Here is a 16915-nt window from a genome sequence, read left to right as displayed (position 1 = left end):
TTCGATACCGGCCCTTTTTGTGTCGTGAGATAAACCCGTCAGGCCGAGAGCGCCTGCGGCTCCTGCGGGACTTCGTAACCGATGATGCGCGCGTAATCACGCGGCACAACCTGCCAGAAATGCGGCAGAACACGATCCCATCGGTGCAGCAACTCGGCCGCATAGGCGCTGCCGGTCTCATCGGCATGGCGCTGCACGAGCGAGCGCAGCGTCTCTTCCCATTCACTGCCTGCCTCGACGCGGCCCCAGAGCAGGGTTTCCGGATTTACCCGCGCCTCGAACGCCTCGTTCTTGTCGAGCACGAACGCCATGCCACCGGTAAAGCCTGCGCCGAAATTATCGCCGATCTGCCCCAGGATCACGATCGTGCCGCCGGTCATGTACTCGCAGCCATTCGAACCGCAGCCTTCGACGACAGCCGTTGCGCCCGAGTTACGTACCGCGAAACGCTCACCCGCCTGACCTGCCGCGAACAACGTGCCTGCGGTCGCCCCGTAAAGCACGGTGTTGCCGATGATGGCATTCTCTTCCGAGCGCCACGGCGCTGTCGGAGACGGCCTGACAACGATCGTACCGCCTGAAAGCCCCTTGCCGACATAGTCATTGGCATCGCCAACGACATCGAGCTTGAGCCCCTGCACGGCAAAGGCGCCGAGCGACTGACCGGCTGACCCACGCAGACGCAGGGTCAGATGCCCCTCGGGCAGGGTCTTCATGCCGAATTTGCGCGTGATCAGCGACGATACACGAGTGCCGATGGCACGATGCGTGTTCTGCACCGTGTAGTGCAAATGCAGCTTCTCGCGATGATCGAAAAGCGGCGTTGCATCGGCAATCACCTGCGCATCGAGCGTTTCCGGCACCTCATTGCGTCCCTCACGGGTGCAATAACGCGCATCCGGTCCCGGGTCGGCCTGAACCAGAAGGGAGTTCAGATCCAGATCGTCGAGATAATCGGCGCCGCGGGAGACCTGACGCAGCAGATCTGTGCGCCCGATGATCTCTTCCATGCTCTTGAAGCCGAGTTCTGCCAGGATGTTACGCACGTCTTCGGCGATGAAGGAGAAGAGATTGATAACCTTCTCGGGTGTGCCTTCGAACTTGGCGCGCAGCGCTTCGTCCTGAACGCACACACCCACCGGGCAGGTATTGGAGTGGCACTGGCGCACCATGATGCAGCCCATGGCAACGAGTGCTGCCGTGCCGATGCCGAATTCCTCAGCGCCCAGCATGGCTGCCATCACCACGTCACGACCGGTCTTAAGACCGCCATCGGTACGCAGCGTCACGCGATGGCGCAGACGGTTGAGGGTCAGCACCTGATTGGCCTCGGTCAGCCCCATCTCCCAGGGCAAACCCGCATATTTGATCGAGGATTGCGGGCTGGCACCCGTGCCGCCGCAATGACCCGAGATCATGATCGCGTCCGCCTTGGCCTTGGCCACACCGGCGGCGATGGTGCCGATGCCGGTACGGGCGACCAGCTTGACCGTCACAGTCGCTTCCGGGTTGATCTGCTTCAGATCGTAGATGAGCTGAGCCAGATCCTCGATCGAGTAGATGTCATGATGCGGCGGCGGCGAAATCAGCGTCACGCCGGGTGTAGCGTGGCGCAGCTTGCCGATAAGTTCCGTCACCTTGAAGCCGGGCAGCTGCCCGCCCTCACCCGGCTTGGCGCCCTGGGCGACCTTGATCTCGATCTCGCTGCAATTATTCAGATATTCCGCCGTGACGCCGAAACGGCCAGACGCCACCTGCTTGATCTTGGAGCTGGCATTGTCGCCATTCGCACGCGGCGTGAAGCGCGACGCATCTTCGCCACCCTCACCCGAATCCGACTTGGCACCGATGCGGTTCATGGCAATGGCCAGCGTCTCATGCGCTTCCGGGCTCAGTGCGCCCAGCGAGATACCAGGGGCCACGAGACGACGACGGATCGCCGTAATGCTCTCGACGTCCTCAACCGGGATCGGCTCCCGCACACGGCGGAAATCGAGCAGGTCGCGCAGGGCGGTCGGAGGCTGGCGACGCACGGCATCAGCATAGCGCTTGAAGAGCGAGAAGCTGTCTGTCGAGACCGCGGTCTGCAGCATATGGATGAGCTGCCCGCTGAATGCATGCACCTCGCCCTTGCGACGCAGCTTGTAGAGGCCACCGATGGGCAGCGCATCGACGCCACCGGCGTAGGCGGTTTCGTGAGCCTTGAGCGCATTGCGCGCCAGACCCGGAAGGCCGATGCCCGAGATGCGCGACGGCATGCCGGGGAAGAACTCGGCGACGAGCGCGCGCGACAGACCGATGGCTTCAAAATTATAGCCGCCACGATAGGCCGAAACGATCGAGATGCCGGATTTCGACATGATCTTGAGCAGGCCCTTGTCGAGCGCCTTGCGGTAACGCTCAACCGCCTCACGCAGCGAGAGATCGCCGAATAGTCCGCGCTGCAGACGATCGGCAATGCATTCCTGCGCCAGATAGGGGTTCACGGTCGTGGCGCCCACGCCCACCGTCACTGCCATGCCATGTACGTCCATCACATCGGAGGAACGGACATTGAGCGAGGTGAAAGTACGCAGCGACTGACGCACGAGATGGATATGCACGGCTGCGGTTGCGAGGATCATCGGGATCGCAACGCGCTCTTCATTCTGTCCCTCATCAGAGAGGAAGAGATGGGTGCAACCGCCACGCACATAATCTTCCGCCTCATGGCGGATACGGGCGATGGCATCGCGCAGCCCGGCCTCACCATCGGCTGCACGGAAGGTACAGTCGACCGTCGCACCATCCTTGCCGCAGAAATTGCGCAGCGCCTCGAATTCACCCGTGGTCAGAACCGGGCTCGGAAGCTGAAGCAGGTCACACTGCTCTGGCGACTGGTCGAGAATATTGCCCAGATTACCCAGACGCGTGACGAGACTCATCACGTTCATTTCGCGCAGGGAATCGATAGGTGGATTGGTAACCTGGCTGAAGCCCTGGCGGAAATAATGCGCCAGCCCGCGATAGGTGCTCGACAGCACCTGAAGCGGGGTGTCGTCACCCATCGAACCAATGGCCTCTGCCGAAGTCTCGACCATGGGGTGGAGAATGGTCTCCATCTCCTCATGGGTCAGGCTCATGGCCAGCTGGCGACGACGCAGCTGGTCGGCGGTGAACAGAACAGGCTCAGCCACATCGCCACGCACAACCGAGCTGATATTGCGGATATGCTTCGTCCAGGCCGTGAAATCCTGACGCTCAGCCAGAAGGTCGAGCAGTTCCTGCGGCGCGTAGAGCTTGGCTTCCTGCAGATCCAGACCGAGCGTCTCCCCCGGCCCGAGGCGCCCCTTCATGCGGGTATTAGCGTCCTGCACGCGCACCATACCGGCTTCAGAACCCACAATCAGGAGATCATCCTGCGTGATGGTGTAGCGCAGCGGGCGCAGACCGGCGCGGTCCAGACCGGCGACAACCCAGCGACCATCTGTCGCACAAATGGCTGCCGGACCGTCCCAAGGCTCCATCACGGCATTGCAATAGGAGAACAACGCACGATGCTTGTCCGTCATGGACGCGCTGCCACCGGCGCTGGCCGGCACCATGAGCGTCTTGGCCATGGGGGCGTCACGACCGGCATGGGTGAGCAGCTCGAACACGTTGTCGAACATCGCCGTATCCGACCCCGCAGCCTGCACCACAGGCTTGAGGTCGTTCATGTACGGGTCGAGTTCGGCATTCGCGAGACGGGTCTCGTGGCTGCGCATCCAGTTCACGTTGCCGGAAAGCGTGTTGATCTCGCCGTTATGCGCCAGACGGCGGAAAGGCTGGGCCAGCTTCCAGGTCGGGAAGGTATTGGTCGAATAGCGCTGATGATAGATCGCAAAGCGCGACACAAAACGCTCGTCGAGAAGATCGGGGTAGAAATCCGTCAGGTTCTCGGCAAGGAACATGCCCTTGTAGATGAGCGAGCGGCAGGAGAGCGAGCACACATAGAGATCGACATGCGCCTTGGCGGCTGCCTTCTCGATGCGACGGCGAATGACGTAGAGATCGCGCTCGAACTCGGCTTCGGAGCGGTTGAGGCGGTTGCGCACCATGATCTGCTCGATCTCGGGACGCGTCGCATTGGCCTTCTCGCCGATGCAGGCCGTATCGATCGGCACTTGGCGCCAGCCATAGATGCCGTAACCGAAATCGAGAATTTCGCTCTCGATGATGGCACGACCTTCTTCCTGCGATGCCAGATCGGTCTTGGGCAGGAAGATCATGCCAACGGCAATGCGCCCTTCGATATGATCGTCACCCGCGCTATGGATGGCCTCGGCGAAAAAATCCTGCGGGATCTCGACATGAATGCCGGCACCGTCACCGGTCTTGCCATCGGCATCGACCGCACCGCGATGCCACAGTGCCTTCAATGCGGCGATACCGGCCAGCACCACGTCGCGACGGCGCTTGCCATCAAGAGCAGCCACAAGACCCACACCGCAGGCATCACGCTCCATGGTCGGATCGTAAAGGCCTTCGAGGGCGCGAACATTGTCCTGATAGGACTCGATATAGCTCTTCTCGGTCATGGCCCTTACTCCGCCGCCACCAGTCGTGCGGCCTGATCTGCTGTCGCGTTCTCTTTTGCAGAGAGGAATTGGTGCATTTCTGCTGCGGCTTCACGCCCGTCCCGGATGGCCCAGACAACAAGCGACGCGCCGCGCACGATATCGCCGCCTGCAAATACGCCCGGCACACTGGTCTCGAAGCGACCCGGCGTGACCTTGAGCGTGCCCCATTTGGTGACGGCCAGTTCGGGGGCCTTCCACTCGCCGGGCAAGTCTTCAGGATCGAAGCCAAGCGCCTTGATGACGAGATCGGCCTGAATGGCAAAGCTGCTATCGGGCATTGCCTCGACCGATTGACGGCCAGAGGCATCAGGCAGGCTCAGGCGCATTTTATGAGCGCGCACCGCAGTGACAGTGTCGTCACCGAGAAAGGCTTCCGGCGCAGCCAGCCAGGCGAAATTCACGCCTTCTTCCTCGGCGTTTTTCACTTCCTGCACCGAGCCCGGCATATTGGCGCGGTCACGGCGATAGAGGCAGGTCACCTTTTCGGCCCCCTGCCGGATGGAAGTGCGCACGCAATCCATGGCGGTATCACCACCACCGATCACGACCACATGCTTGCCTCTGGCATGAAGAACGGCATCGTCGCCCGGTGTCTCGTCATAGCCGCGACGATTGGAAGCCGTGAGGAAATCGAGCGCCTGAACAACGCCCCCCAGACCACTGCCCGGCACCGAGACCTCGCGTGAACGGTAAACGCCAGTACCCAGAAAGACCGCGTCGTGTTTCTCGCGCAGACTTTCGAACGAGGTCTCGCCCGCAGCGCTGCCGATGGGTGTGGAGAGGTGGAACACGATCCCCTGCGCCTCGAGCAGTTCGTGGCGGCGGGCGATCACGTGCTTTTCGAGCTTGAAGCTGGGAATACCATAGACCATCAGGCCGCCGATGCGGTCGTGACGATCATAGACGTGAACCTGGTAGCCCAGAGCTCGCAGCCATTCCGCAGCGGCCAGACCGGCCGGACCGGCACCAACGATACCCACGCTCTGAGCGCGCTCACGGGACGGGAGACGCGGTTTGACCCACCCCTCTTCGAACGCGGTTTCGGTGACGAATTTCTCGACTGCGCCGATCGTGACGCTCTCGAAATCCTTCTGGATGACGCAGTTTCCTTCACACAGACGATCCTGCGGGCAGATACGACCACAGATTTCCGGAAAGGTGTTGGTCGCCGATGACAGGCGATACGCCTCTTCCAGACGGTTCTCGGCGGTGAGCTTCAGCCAGTCGGGGATGTTATTGCCGAGCGGGCAATGAACCGAGCAGAACGGCACGCCGCATTGCGAGCAGCGGCTCGCCTGCTGCTCGGCGCGATCAACCGCAAAGGCTCGGTAAATTTCGCCGAAATCCTGACGTCGTTCGGCGGCCGCGCGCTTCTCAGGCATCTCCTGCGGCAATGAGACAAACTGCAGCATCCGTTCGGCCACGTAACGTTCTCCCCATGAGCGAGCAGGCGCGACAAGCGCCCCTCGAAAACATGACGCAGAGGTAAGACAAGGCCAATTGGGCGATAAGTCATTAATGCTGACCCATCACCCAGCAAACGGAGCTTTTTTTCGATTATATTTTACCCAAGCCCCAAAAATAGGTCCGAAACGGACCATTTAGTTGAGAAGCGTTCTCAACACGCTGATTTGGCTCAGATATTCCAGCGCCCGATCATAGACACTCTGAGGCACGACTCCCAGCGTTTGAAGCGTCAACGCGCCGCTTGTCACGATATTGTCTTGTCCAAGCATGGCGAGCTGATCGCGCGTCAGCAGCTTGCCTGGCAGATTTTCGAGAACGCGCGCCTGCGCCATCGCAAGAGCATTTGGCACGGGAAGCAGACGCGGTTTGCGACCAACCGCCTGCGCGACGAACGCCATGATCTCCTCCATGCTCAGCTGATCGGGACCCCCCAGCTCGAAAATGCCGCCGCTCGTTTCAGATGTCTTTGCCCCACCGGTCAGGCAGAGACGCGCTGCCTCCGCCACATCTTCCACAAACACCGGCTGCAGGCGGGTTTGCGGATAATAGACAGGCAGGATTGGCAGCAGCTTCGCCATAAGGCCGAACATGTTCAGGAAACTGTCCTGTTGGCCGAAGACAACACTCGGACGCAGGATCGTAGCCTCGGGAAACGCCTCACGCACGCGTCTCTCGCCCTCGGCCTTGCTTCTTCCGTATTGTGAAGGCGCATCCGGTGCCGCGCCGATGGCCGAAACCTGAACGAAGCGGTCCACCCCTGCTTCTCGAGCGCGTTGCGCCACCCTGCCGGGAGCCTCGGCATTGATCGCCCTGAAGCTGGCCTTGCCGTTTTCTGTCAGAATCGACACCAGATTGATCGCCGCCCCGGCGCCATTCAGCGCAGCAGCCACCGAAGCAGAATCGGTGACGCTGGCATAGACCGGCAGGATGGCCCCCGCGGGGCCCTCGGCCACCAATCGAGCCGCCTTATGCGGCGCACGGGACGCTACGCGCACGAGATGTCCCCTCGCCGCAAGCTGGCGCACCAGGGACCTTCCGATGAAGCCATTCCCGCCAAATACGGTGACGACAGAGCCTTGCATGAAAAATTTCCTCTTTTTTTCAAAGGGGGTGTTGACGCCCCCCGCACAGCCCGGTAAACGCCTCTTCACCGAACGGGATGCCGAAAAAAGCGGCGCCCCGGACAGCCTCTGAGCCCAGATGGCGGAATTGGTAGACGCGCAGGTTTCAGGTACCTGTGTCCGCAAGGACGTGGAAGTTCGAGTCTTCTTCTGGGCACCATACGAAAAACGGAAAAGCCGACGAGAAATCGTCGGCTTCCGTTTTTTCTAGCCCCAGGGTTCTCAAAACATGGCCGCACCGAGCGCTTCGATCCATCTCTATGATGGTGATCTCCCCGATGATTTCGATCTCGGCCCGGTTGTTGCCGTTGATACCGAAGCCATGGGCCTCAACCCGCATCGCGACCGTCTCTGCCTCGTGCAGCTTTCCGCCGGTGACGGCGAGGCACACCTGGTCCAGATCCGCCCCAAATCCCTGGGTGGGCGCTATGAGGATTGCCCAAACCTCAAGGCTCTGATGGCAGATGACAGCGTCATAAAGCTGATGCATTTCGCCCGTTTTGATGTCGCGCTTCTTCAACATGCGCTCGGCATTACCGTGGCCCCTGTGATCTGCACCAAGATTGCAGCGCGTCTGGTCCGTACCTTCACAGACCGTCACGGCCTCGCCCATCTCTGCCGCGAACTTCTCGGTGTCGATCTCGCCAAGCAGCAGCAGACATCAGACTGGGGCGCCGAAACCCTCACACCCGAGCAGCTCAGCTACGCCGCATCAGACGTGCTTCATCTGCATGCTCTCTGGGCAAAGCTCGAATCCCTGCTGATCCGTGAAGGTCGACGCGAACTGGCGCAAGCCTGCTACGACTTCCTCCCTGCTCGGGGACGTCTCGATATTCTCGGTTATGAAGAGCCCGATATCTTCTCCCATCGAGCCTGATTATCCGATCGGGCCGCGCTCAGGACCGGCCCGGTTGTTTCCTCTCCGGGGCAGCGCCACAGAAAGGCCTTGCTCGGATGGAAACTCGGTGATTGACCTCAGACCAGCAAAGCGGGAAGAGAACGCATGACCGAGCTTCCCCCATCCGGCTCTCGCACCAGGAACGATCCGGAGAACGGCCCCAGTTCCGCGCTCGATAGCGCCTGCGCCACCCTCTCCGCCGAAATCACGGGGCTTACCGCCCTGCATGCCGTTCTCGGGCGTTCTCATGCGCTTGGACGCGCCTTCATCGATGCCGTTACACTGATCGCCAGCGCGAAAGGGCGCATCGTCGTTTCCGGAATCGGCAAATCCGGCCATATCGGCCGTAAGATTCAGGCTACTTTCGCATCAACCGGGACCCCGTCCTTTTTCGTCCATCCGGCCGAAGCTGCCCATGGCGATCTGGGCATGATCGACACGGATGACGTGCTGCTTCTGCTCTCGCAATCGGGTGAGACAAGCGAACTCGCAGCCTTGCTTGAGCATGCCGCCCTGCACGCCCTGCCGGTCATCGGCATGACCTCATCACAAGACTCCACCCTCGCTCGCGCGAGCACGATCATTCTGATCCTGCCGCACGCCCGCGAGGCCTGCCCTATGGGGCTTGCCCCGACAACCAGCACGATCATGCAGCTTGCCCTTGGTGACGCGCTGGCCATCGCCCTGCTGGAACGCCGGGGATTTACGGCGACCGATTTCAGGGCATTTCACCCGGGCGGCAAACTTGGAGCCCTGCTCAAGCCGGTCAGTCGGCTGATGCATGATGGCGACGCCATGCCGCTGGGTACGCCGGACATGACGCTATCGAATGTCATCATCGAGATGACACGCAAGGCATTTGGCTGCATCGGCATTACAGATGACGCTGGAACACTGGTCGGGCTTGTGAGCGATGGCGATCTGCGCCCTGCCCTGACACGCAATCTGGATACGACGACCGCCGGGGAGATCATGAACCGCAACCCCATAACGACAAAGGGAGACGTTCTTGCTCAGGAAGTCATTCATCTGATGACGGCTCGGCGCAAGGCAATCAATAGTCTGTTCATTCTCGACGAGGCCGGACGCCCGGCAGGAATCGTCCGGCTTCACGACCTGCTTCGCATGGGGATTGCATGACGCAGAGTTCCTCCCCTGACGATCGCAAGAAACCGCAACGCGACGATTTTGCGCGTGATGCTGCCAAGCTTGCCGCGCTGCGCGAAGCGATGCGCGAGCAGGGGCAGCAGAGACAACGCGCCATTCCTACCTCGTCCGATCTGGCATCGCGTCGTCGTCTGCTCGACACCGCAAAATGGGCGCTGCCCTTGCTCGCCGCCCTTCTTCTGGGGTCGATCGCCGTCTGGCCCGAAATCGCCCGCTGGCTCAGCGCCAATCGTGCCGTCATGCAGGAAATGGCGCAGATGCGCGTCGAGAGCGGCAATCTGGAAGGCGCGATCTATCGGGGACTCGATGCCCATAACCGACCCTATATGGTCACGGCGCGGATCGCCCATCAGAACGGTCCCGACCGCATCGATCTGATCGACCCGGTGGCCGACACCCATATGGCAGGGGGCGGCTGGGCGCAGATCAAGGCAGACAAGGGCGTCTACATGCAGCATGAGCAGACGCTCAATCTGACTGACCATGTGGTGCTTTATCGCGATGACGGCACGCTGCTCAACGGCCTGACCGCCGATATCGATCTGCATCGCAGCGTCATTTCTTCGAATGACTGGGTGCATGCCGAAGGGCCATTTGGCATCCTCGACGCTCAAGGCTATTTTATCGACCAGCACGACAATCTGCTGCAATTCGTCGGACCGCAACGCGTCATCCGCAATGATGACCGTCAGGATGCCATGCCCGCCCTTACTTCACCCGCACACAAGGCCCCATGATGCGTCGCCTCATCCCTGCTTTGACCCTGAGTTCGTTTCTGATGGGCCTGCCGCTTCCCGGTGCCTCGCTTCTCGGCTTTACCGGCTCGCAGGCTCTGGCTCAGGCCATCGACATGTCTCACGGCGAGCAGGTGAATATCAGCTCGGCAGGCCCTCAGACCTATGACCACGATGCCCAGACGGTCACTTTTGTCGATCAGGCTCGTGCTGTGCGTGGCGATGTAACCATCGATGCCGATCAGCTTATCGGCTTTCTGCGCAAGAAGGCGCCGGACCCGAACGCCCCGCCCCCGCCGCCCGGCGATGCGAAGGCCGATGGCCAGAAGAGTGACGGCGATGGTGCCATGGGGGGCTCGATGGAGCTCTACCGGATGGAGGCCATCGGCCATGTCCACATCTATACGACAACCGATCAGGCCTGGGGTGACAAGGCGCTCTACGATATCGACCAGGCCGTTCTGGTCATGACCGGCAAGGCGCTCAAACTCACCACCCCTCAGGATGTGATGACGGCGCGCGACGTGATGGAATACCACGCCAATACGCGCATGTCCGTCGGTCGTGGCGATGCCACTGTCACCACCAATGACGGCAAGCGCATCAAGGCCGATGTTCTGGTGGCTTTCAGCAAGCCCGACAACGCAACACCGGCTCAGGCCAAGCCCGTCCCCGGCCCGAATGGCGGCGACAGCACGGCACAGCGCTCGTCTAAGCTCGATCGCGCCTATGCATGGGGCCATGTCATGCTGCGCACGCCCAACGAGACAGCCACCGGCGACCGTGGTGTCTATGTGTTTGATACGCAAATGGCACGCCTGATCGGTCATGTGCACGTCACCAGCGGCCAGAACCAGAATAATGGCGCCTCGGCCATCGTGAACATGAAGACAGGCGTCGCGATCATGAATCCGGCGCCGGGTCAGCGCGTCGAGGGTATGGTCATTCCCAATGAAGCCTCGAGCAGCAAGCCCGGAGACACACATCCATGAGCGATAACGAGACCGTTCTCCTGCGCGACGTCCTGGATGATCCACAGGTGCAGACGGGGCTGATCGCCCATGGCATTGGCAAGAGCTATAAAAAGCGTCAGGTCGTGCGCAATGTCTCCCTTCAGGTGCAGCGCGGCGAAGCCGTCGGTCTGCTGGGGCCTAACGGTGCCGGCAAGACGACGAGCTTTTACATGATCGTCGGTCTGGTTCAGCCAGACACCGGCACGATCACACTGGATGGCGCCAATATCACGCAACTGCCCATGTATCGTCGGGCGCGCCTCGGCATCGGCTATCTGCCGCAGGAAGCCAGCATTTTCCGCGGGCTGAATGTCGAGCAGAATATTCTGGCTGCCCTTGAAGTGGTCGAGCCCGATTATGACCGTCGTCAGACCATGCTTGATGGCCTGCTGGCTGAGTTCGGCATTTCGCATCTACGTCACTCGCCCTCGCTCGCGCTCTCGGGCGGCGAGCGTCGTCGTCTCGAAATTGCACGCGCTCTGGCAAGCCAGCCCAATTACATCCTGCTCGATGAGCCTCTGGCAGGCATTGACCCGATTGCTGTCGGTGAAATCCGCGATCTGGTGTCTCACCTCAAGGACCGCGGCATCGGCGTGCTGATTACCGATCATAACGTTCGCGAAACCCTTGAGGTCATCGACCGGGCCTATATCATGCATTCGGGTCAGGTGCTGATGGAAGGCATCCCCGAGGAGATCGTCGCGAATGAAGACGTACGCCGCGTCTATCTGGGAGAGAATTTCTCCCTCTGATTTCTGATGGCGCGCCTTTCTCTTCAGGCGCGCCAGACGACCGGCCTTGTCATGACCGGTGCGCTGCAACAGGCGATCGGTCTGTTGCAGCTTTCGAATCAGGAGCTGTTTGCCGAGCTGACGATGCTCGCCGAATCCAACCCGCTGCTGATCGTCTCCCCCCCTGAAGACGACGCTCCGTCATTCACCGAGTCTGCGCTGGATCTGCGCGACGGCGATCTGCCGCGTGATCTGGAGCCGGAAACGCCCGGCCTGAGTGGCGAGACATGGGAAGACGAACCACTTCTGCACCATGGCGCCTATGACAGCGAAGATGAGTCTCATCATGAGCCGATGGCCCCGCGCCCGACACGGCTGGATCAGTTCCTGAGCCAGATCCGGCTGCGCTTTGACACCCAGCATGACCAGGCCATTGCGCTTGCCCTGATCGAGGCACTCGACGAATCCGGGCGTATCGAGACACCGATTGGAGAACTCGCAACATCTCTCGGCACCTCGCCCGCCGCAATCGAACAGGTGCGCCTGGCCATGTTGTTTTTCGAGCCTGTCGGGTGCTTTGCACTCTCGCTTGCCGAATGCCTCGCTGCTCAGTTTCAGGCTCGCAATCGCTACGATCCTTCCGTCGCGACCCTGCTCGATCATCTCGACTGGCTCGCTCGCGGTGAGCATGACAGGTTGAGAAAAGCCTGCGCGCTGGACGCACAGGATTACGCTGAGCTGCTTCAGGAACTCAGAGCCTGTGAGTCACGCCCTGGCAGTAGCTTCAGTACGCCTGAGGCTGAAACTGAGGCCGAGCCCGATCTCTTCATCACGCTGGCCCCGAACGGCCCTCTTATATCGCTAAACCCGGCAACCTGGCCGCGGCTTACAATCGATGACGCCCTTTATCGGCGGCTGCTATCCGGTCGGGAAGACGCCCGTCACTATGCACAGGAGAAGCAGAGCGAGGCGACAGCGCTCCTGCGCGCCGTCGAGCAACGCGCCCGGTCTCTGATGCTCATCTGTCTGGAAATTGCCCGCGTGCAGACGAATTATCTGAAGGAGGGGATTGCGGCTCTCAAACCGCTCACCCTCTCGCAGATCGCCGAAAAAACAGGGTTGCACGAGAGTACAGTGAGCCGCGTAACCGCGTCTCGACTGGTCGGCACACCGAGGGGCGTCTTGCCCCTGCGCAGCTTTTTCTCGACCGGGCTGGGTGAGGAAGGCGAGCAGACCAGTGCGAATGCCATCAAGGCCCGTATCAAACAGATCATCGGTGAGGAGGCCCCCGCCTCAATCCTCTCCGACGACGCCATCACGCAGAAACTGCAGGAGGCCGGGCTGGCCATCCAAAGACGCACTGTTGCCAAATATCGGGAAGCACTGGGCATCGCCGGGTCGGCGCAGCGCCGCCGCGACCAGAAGCTGAAAGCCCATCTTGCGGGGGCTGCAACGACGTAAAGCAGCTGCCCCAGCGTTATGAGTCAGATCGCCGCAATAGCGGTGATCTCTACCGACCATTCTGCATTGACCAGCCGTGCCTCGACCGTGGCGCGTGCCGGTTTATGCGCGTGATCAAGCCAGGCATCCCAGGCCCGATTCATGGAATCGATCTCGGAGATATCCGTCATGAAGATCTGAACGGAAAGCAGACGCGTCTTGTCCGTGCCTGCCTCGGCCAGCAGCGCGTCGATCTGGCGCAGGATGTCCGCCGTCTGCCCCTCTGTGTCGAGAGACGGATTATCGGCGACTTGTCCCGCCAGATAAAGCGTGTTGCCGTGACGCACAGCGCCGCTCAGACGGTTCTCTTCAGCAAAGCGCGTGATGTCGCTATTGGTCTGGCTCATTTCAGTGCACCCAGGCAGGGATCATTTCATGGTCGACAATGGCCTCGAACGCGCTTGAGCGATCTTCGGCCAGCGCCATCGGTGTGCCGTCCGCGGCATGGATGGCAAAAGCGGCCTCACCTTCGTAAACCACCGGTTTGACATAAGCGACGTGGCTCATGCCGAACTCCTTGAGATCCTGATGCGTCATGCGACGCAGATCTGACACCGGTGCCTGAACCTTGCCCGCTTCTTCGTCGTGGACAATCTTGCTCATCTTGACTTCTTTCTTTCGGTTCGACCCGAAAAACACGGACCGACTGGGCCTTCAGCCCTTACTTTCCAGCAGCGCCTGCACGCGCCCGGCCATGCATCTCACTCGTCGTCGAGATCGCGTATGGCGCGGCTGCGTCGCGGCTTTGGCATCTCGATATGAGTCGCCCGCGGCACAGGATGATCGCGACGTCCGGCGCTGATCTCGATACGCTTGACCCGCACTTCCGGCTGGGGCCGCAGCAGATCGATATGCAGCAACCCGTTATCAAGCCACGCCTCGCCGATCTCTATATTCTCTGCGAGCACGAAAGCCTTCTGAAACTGACGCGCCGCAATGCCGCGATGCAGGAACACCCTGCCCTGACTGTCATCGGTCTGACGACCGCGAATGACGAGCTGGTTGTCTTCCTGGGTAATATGCAGATCGTCCATCACAAAACCGGCGACTGCGAGCGTAATGCGCAGCGTGGTCTGGTTCAGTTGCTCGATATTATAGGGCGGATATCCATCAGACGCCGTTTTCGACGCACGTTCGAGCATCTGTTCCAGATGGTCGAAACCCAAAAACATTGGCGATGTAAACAGACGGCCTGACATGCAGCCTCCTCCATGAGCGAGACGGTAATACGATCAGGCCCATAAGCGGCGCCGGATCACGTTTCCGATATGGGCATGTTTCGCCCCAGGTGCAAGCCGCAGCCACGTTTCCATGCTCTTGTGACCGTCAGCGCCCGACGGTTTAGAACTGGTTTTCTCTTCTGCGAGTCGTTAAATCTCCAGCATCATGACAGCGCTCTCTTTCCTGACGGACATCGAGTCCATCGCCCCCACTCCGATTCTGGTTGCCCCCCAGCCCGTTCTTCGCGCCGTGGCGCGCGAGGTAACGGCAGACGACATGGCGCTGCTCAAAACGCATCTGCCCGGCATGTTCTCGGCCATGTACAAGGCCCCCGGCATCGGCCTTGCCGCCCCGCAAATCGGCCTTGGTCTGCGCTTTGCGCTGGTCGACGTCGCCGATGAAGGAGAGCGCAATCCTCTGGTGCTGATCAACCCGGAGATCATCGACGAGTCCGAACAGCTTGCTGCTCGTGAAGAGGGCTGCCTTTCTCTGCCCAATCAATATGCCGAGGTTGTCCGCCCGCTCAGCGTTCGCCTGCGTTACCGCACGCTCGACGGCGCCATTGAGGAAATGGAGGCAGACGACCTTCTGGCAACCTGCATCCAGCATGAGATCGATCATCTCGACGGCATCCTGTTTGTCGATCACCTTTCGAAGCTCAAGCGCAACATGATCATGCGTCGCCTCGCCAAGGAACAGAAAGGACGCTGACACCATGCGTCTGGTCTTTATGGGCACGCCGGATTTTGCGGTGCCGGTATTCGATGCTCTCAGGGCTGACGGGCACGAGATCGTTCATGTCTATACCCAGCCTCCACGTCCGGCCGGGCGCGGCAAGGCGCTACGCCCCTCGCCGGTGCAGAATGCCGCCGAGCGGGCAGGCATCACGGTACGAAGCCCCGTCAGGATCAGGAACAACGAGGAAGAGCAGGCTTTTTTCGAGTCGCTCGACGCCGATCTGGGCATCGTGGTTGCCTATGGGCTGATCCTGCCGCAGCGGATGCTGGATGCCCCAGGGCGCGGCTGCCTGAATGTGCATGCCAGCCTTCTGCCACGCTGGCGTGGGGCGTCACCGATCCAGTCTGCGCTGCTCGCCGGTGATGCCCGCAGCGGCATCTCCATCATGCAGATGGATGCCGGGCTCGATACGGGCGATGTCCTGGCTGAGGCAGCCATAGATCTGGCCCCTGACGAGACCGCATCGACCCTGCATGACCGCCTGTCTTTTCTTGGCGCCGAATTGCTGATCGAAACCCTGCGTCGCCCCTTCGCGCCGGTACCGCAATCCGGACAGGGCGTGACCTATGCCGAGCGGTTGACCCGCGAGACAGGCCGGATCGACTGGCGCAACCCGGCAACCATCCTGGATCGGCAGATCAGGGGGCTCACACCCTGGCCCGGCGCTTTCACGACGCAGGACGGCACCGTACTCAAGATCGGGCAGGCGCGTATCGTGGCGCGCACGCATGATGCCGCACCAGGCATTGCTCTGGACGATGCCCTGACCATTGCCTGCGGTGAAGGCGCTCTTCAGATCCTGACACTCCAGCGTCCCGGCAAAGCCATGATGGCGGCCTCCGATTTCCTTAGGGGAACGCCTGTGCCTGAGGGGACGATCCTTGGTGCGTGACTGCGCCATTGAGAGCGCTCCGGAGGAAGCACAGACGCAGGGGCGCGAAGGCCTCGCGTCAGGCTACACCCGCTGGGCACTCAAGATCGAGTATGACGGCACCGGTCTGGTAGGCTGGCAGAAGCAGAATAATGGCCTGTCCGTGCAGGAATTGCTGGAAGAGGCCGCGTCGCGCCTCGTGGGTGATGCCCCCGTCATGAGCGCCACGGCAGGACGCACCGATGCCGGGGTGCATGCTTCCGCCATGGTTGTGCAGCTCGATCTGCCTTGCCATGAGCGCCTCGATGCCCGTCAGATACGCGACGGTATCAGTTTCCACCTCAAGCCGCATCGTGTTGCCGTGCTTGAAGCGGCCGCAGCAGCCGAAGGGTGGCATGCCCGTTTTTCAGCGCTTTCGCGCCGCTATCGCTATACGATACTGAACCGGCCGACGCGACCGGTTATGGATGCCGATCACGTCTGGCATGTCAGGCGCCCGCTCGATGCCTGCGCGATGCATGAGGCCGCCCAGACCCTGCTTGGCCGGCATGATTTCTCGTCATTCCGCGCTGCGGCCTGTCAGGCCAACAGCCCGATACGCACGCTTGATCGTCTCGATGTCACACGTTGCGGGATGCATATCCACATCGATGTCGAGGCGCGCTCCTTCCTGCATCATCAGGTACGCAATCTCGCAGGCTCGCTGCACCTTGTCGGCAGCGGACAATGGCCTGTCTCGAAGCTGCGTGAAGTGCTGGATTCCTGTGACCGCCGTAAGGCCGGCCCCACAGCCCCGTCTGAGGGGCTATGTCTCGTCGGGGTAGGCTATGCTCAGGACCCGTTCGGCTGACCG

At 61.0% G+C, this 16915-nt stretch carries 15 protein-coding genes and 1 tRNA gene; 10 read left to right on the top strand and 6 right to left on the bottom strand.

Annotated elements, in window-relative coordinates; all coding sequences use genetic code 11:
- Positions 1–38: 38 nt before the first annotated feature.
- The 3 genes from gltB to AAID99_RS02225 form a co-directional block, all read right to left on the bottom strand.
- Positions 39–4559, bottom strand: a complete 4521-nt coding sequence (gene gltB / locus AAID99_RS02235) for a glutamate synthase large subunit (protein WP_188425147.1) — start codon at positions 4557–4559, stop codon at positions 39–41.
- A gap of 5 nt (positions 4560–4564) precedes the next feature.
- The gene (locus AAID99_RS02230) at positions 4565–6025 is read right to left on the bottom strand and encodes an NAD(P)-dependent oxidoreductase (RefSeq protein WP_498493010.1); all 1461 of its coding nucleotides are present in this window, start codon (positions 6023–6025) and stop codon (positions 4565–4567) included.
- A gap of 177 nt (positions 6026–6202) precedes the next feature.
- Positions 6203–7150 carry a complex I NDUFA9 subunit family protein gene (locus AAID99_RS02225; protein ID WP_498493008.1) on the bottom strand — a complete coding sequence of 316 codons (948 nt, stop codon included), beginning with the start codon at positions 7148–7150 and terminating at the stop codon, positions 6203–6205.
- A gap of 112 nt (positions 7151–7262) precedes the next feature.
- Here AAID99_RS02225 and AAID99_RS02220 point away from each other — a divergent pair.
- The 7 genes from AAID99_RS02220 (at position 7263) to rpoN (ending at position 13193) form a co-directional block, all read left to right on the top strand.
- Positions 7263–7349, top strand: a tRNA-Leu gene (locus tag AAID99_RS02220).
- 69 nt (positions 7350–7418) lie between these two features.
- Positions 7419–8066, top strand: a complete 648-nt coding sequence (locus tag AAID99_RS02215; protein WP_498493006.1) for a ribonuclease D — start codon at positions 7419–7421, stop codon at positions 8064–8066.
- A gap of 126 nt (positions 8067–8192) precedes the next feature.
- On the top strand, positions 8193–9227 hold the full coding sequence (locus AAID99_RS02210; protein ID WP_498493005.1) for a KpsF/GutQ family sugar-phosphate isomerase: 1035 nt from the start codon (positions 8193–8195) through the stop codon (positions 9225–9227).
- On the top strand, positions 9224–9991 hold the full coding sequence (lptC, locus tag AAID99_RS02205; protein WP_188425142.1) for an LPS export ABC transporter periplasmic protein LptC: 768 nt from the start codon (positions 9224–9226) through the stop codon (positions 9989–9991). The genes AAID99_RS02210 and lptC overlap by 4 nt, the downstream gene beginning before the upstream one ends.
- Positions 9991–10980 (top strand): LptA/OstA family protein, encoded by a 990-nt coding sequence (locus tag AAID99_RS02200; RefSeq protein WP_498494246.1) that lies wholly within the window; start codon positions 9991–9993, stop codon positions 10978–10980. The genes lptC and AAID99_RS02200 overlap by 1 nt, the downstream gene beginning before the upstream one ends.
- Positions 10977–11753, top strand: a complete 777-nt coding sequence (gene lptB, locus AAID99_RS02195) for an LPS export ABC transporter ATP-binding protein (RefSeq protein WP_498493003.1) — start codon at positions 10977–10979, stop codon at positions 11751–11753. The genes AAID99_RS02200 and lptB overlap by 4 nt, the downstream gene beginning before the upstream one ends.
- Positions 11754–11759: 6 nt before the next feature.
- Complete coding sequence (gene rpoN, locus AAID99_RS02190) at positions 11760–13193, top strand: RNA polymerase factor sigma-54 (protein ID WP_498493001.1); 1434 nt, start codon at positions 11760–11762, stop codon at positions 13191–13193.
- A gap of 23 nt (positions 13194–13216) precedes the next feature.
- Here rpoN and AAID99_RS02185 read toward each other — a convergent pair whose 3' ends face one another.
- The 3 genes from AAID99_RS02185 to AAID99_RS02175 form a co-directional block, all read right to left on the bottom strand.
- On the bottom strand, positions 13217–13579 hold the full coding sequence (locus tag AAID99_RS02185) for a RidA family protein (RefSeq protein ID WP_498492999.1): 363 nt from the start codon (positions 13577–13579) through the stop codon (positions 13217–13219).
- A 1-nt stretch (position 13580) separates the two neighbouring features.
- Positions 13581–13835 (bottom strand): DUF1150 family protein, encoded by a 255-nt coding sequence (locus tag AAID99_RS02180; protein WP_188425138.1) that lies wholly within the window; start codon positions 13833–13835, stop codon positions 13581–13583.
- A gap of 98 nt (positions 13836–13933) precedes the next feature.
- On the bottom strand, positions 13934–14431 hold the full coding sequence (locus AAID99_RS02175; protein ID WP_188425137.1) for an Hsp20 family protein: 498 nt from the start codon (positions 14429–14431) through the stop codon (positions 13934–13936).
- Positions 14432–14618: 187 nt separating this feature from the next.
- Between AAID99_RS02175 and def the strand changes: the two genes are divergently transcribed.
- The 3 genes from def (at position 14619) to truA (ending at position 16912) form a co-directional block, all read left to right on the top strand.
- Entirely contained in the window at positions 14619–15164 is a 546-nt protein-coding gene (gene def, locus AAID99_RS02170; protein ID WP_498492996.1) for a peptide deformylase, read from the top strand.
- Positions 15165–15168: 4 nt separating this feature from the next.
- Positions 15169–16083 carry a methionyl-tRNA formyltransferase gene (fmt, locus tag AAID99_RS02165; protein WP_498492994.1) on the top strand — a complete coding sequence of 305 codons (915 nt, stop codon included), beginning with the start codon at positions 15169–15171 and terminating at the stop codon, positions 16081–16083.
- Between the two features lie 85 nt (positions 16084–16168).
- Complete coding sequence (truA, locus tag AAID99_RS02160) at positions 16169–16912, top strand: tRNA pseudouridine(38-40) synthase TruA (RefSeq protein ID WP_267311024.1); 744 nt, start codon at positions 16169–16171, stop codon at positions 16910–16912.
- Positions 16913–16915: the final 3 nt, after the last annotated feature.

This window comes from Asaia sp. Ae19-3, from assembly GCF_059801175.1.
The sequence above is the reverse complement of the archived record's forward strand: the minus strand, read 5'-3'. Positions and strand labels throughout refer to the sequence as shown.

Bases quoted from the DNA above. Each gene is read 5' to 3' on its own strand.
- gltB (WP_188425147.1), bottom strand. From the start codon at position 4,559: ATGACCGAGAAGAGCTATATCGAGTCCTATCAGGACAATGTTCGCGCC.
- AAID99_RS02225 (WP_498493008.1), bottom strand. From the start codon at position 7,150: ATGCAAGGCTCTGTCGTCACCGTATTTGGCGGGAATGGCTTCATCGGA.
- AAID99_RS02215 (WP_498493006.1), top strand. From the start codon at position 7,419: ATGGCCGCACCGAGCGCTTCGATCCATCTCTATGATGGTGATCTCCCC.
- AAID99_RS02210 (WP_498493005.1), top strand. From the start codon at position 8,193: ATGACCGAGCTTCCCCCATCCGGCTCTCGCACCAGGAACGATCCGGAG.
- lptC (WP_188425142.1), top strand. From the start codon at position 9,224: ATGACGCAGAGTTCCTCCCCTGACGATCGCAAGAAACCGCAACGCGAC.
- AAID99_RS02200 (WP_498494246.1), top strand. From the start codon at position 9,991: ATGCGTCGCCTCATCCCTGCTTTGACCCTGAGTTCGTTTCTGATGGGC.
- lptB (WP_498493003.1), top strand. From the start codon at position 10,977: ATGAGCGATAACGAGACCGTTCTCCTGCGCGACGTCCTGGATGATCCA.
- rpoN (WP_498493001.1), top strand. From the start codon at position 11,760: ATGGCGCGCCTTTCTCTTCAGGCGCGCCAGACGACCGGCCTTGTCATG.
- AAID99_RS02185 (WP_498492999.1), bottom strand. From the start codon at position 13,579: ATGAGCCAGACCAATAGCGACATCACGCGCTTTGCTGAAGAGAACCGT.
- AAID99_RS02180 (WP_188425138.1), bottom strand. From the start codon at position 13,835: ATGAGCAAGATTGTCCACGACGAAGAAGCGGGCAAGGTTCAGGCACCG.
- AAID99_RS02175 (WP_188425137.1), bottom strand. From the start codon at position 14,431: ATGTCAGGCCGTCTGTTTACATCGCCAATGTTTTTGGGTTTCGACCAT.
- def (WP_498492996.1), top strand. From the start codon at position 14,619: ATGACAGCGCTCTCTTTCCTGACGGACATCGAGTCCATCGCCCCCACT.
- fmt (WP_498492994.1), top strand. From the start codon at position 15,169: ATGCGTCTGGTCTTTATGGGCACGCCGGATTTTGCGGTGCCGGTATTC.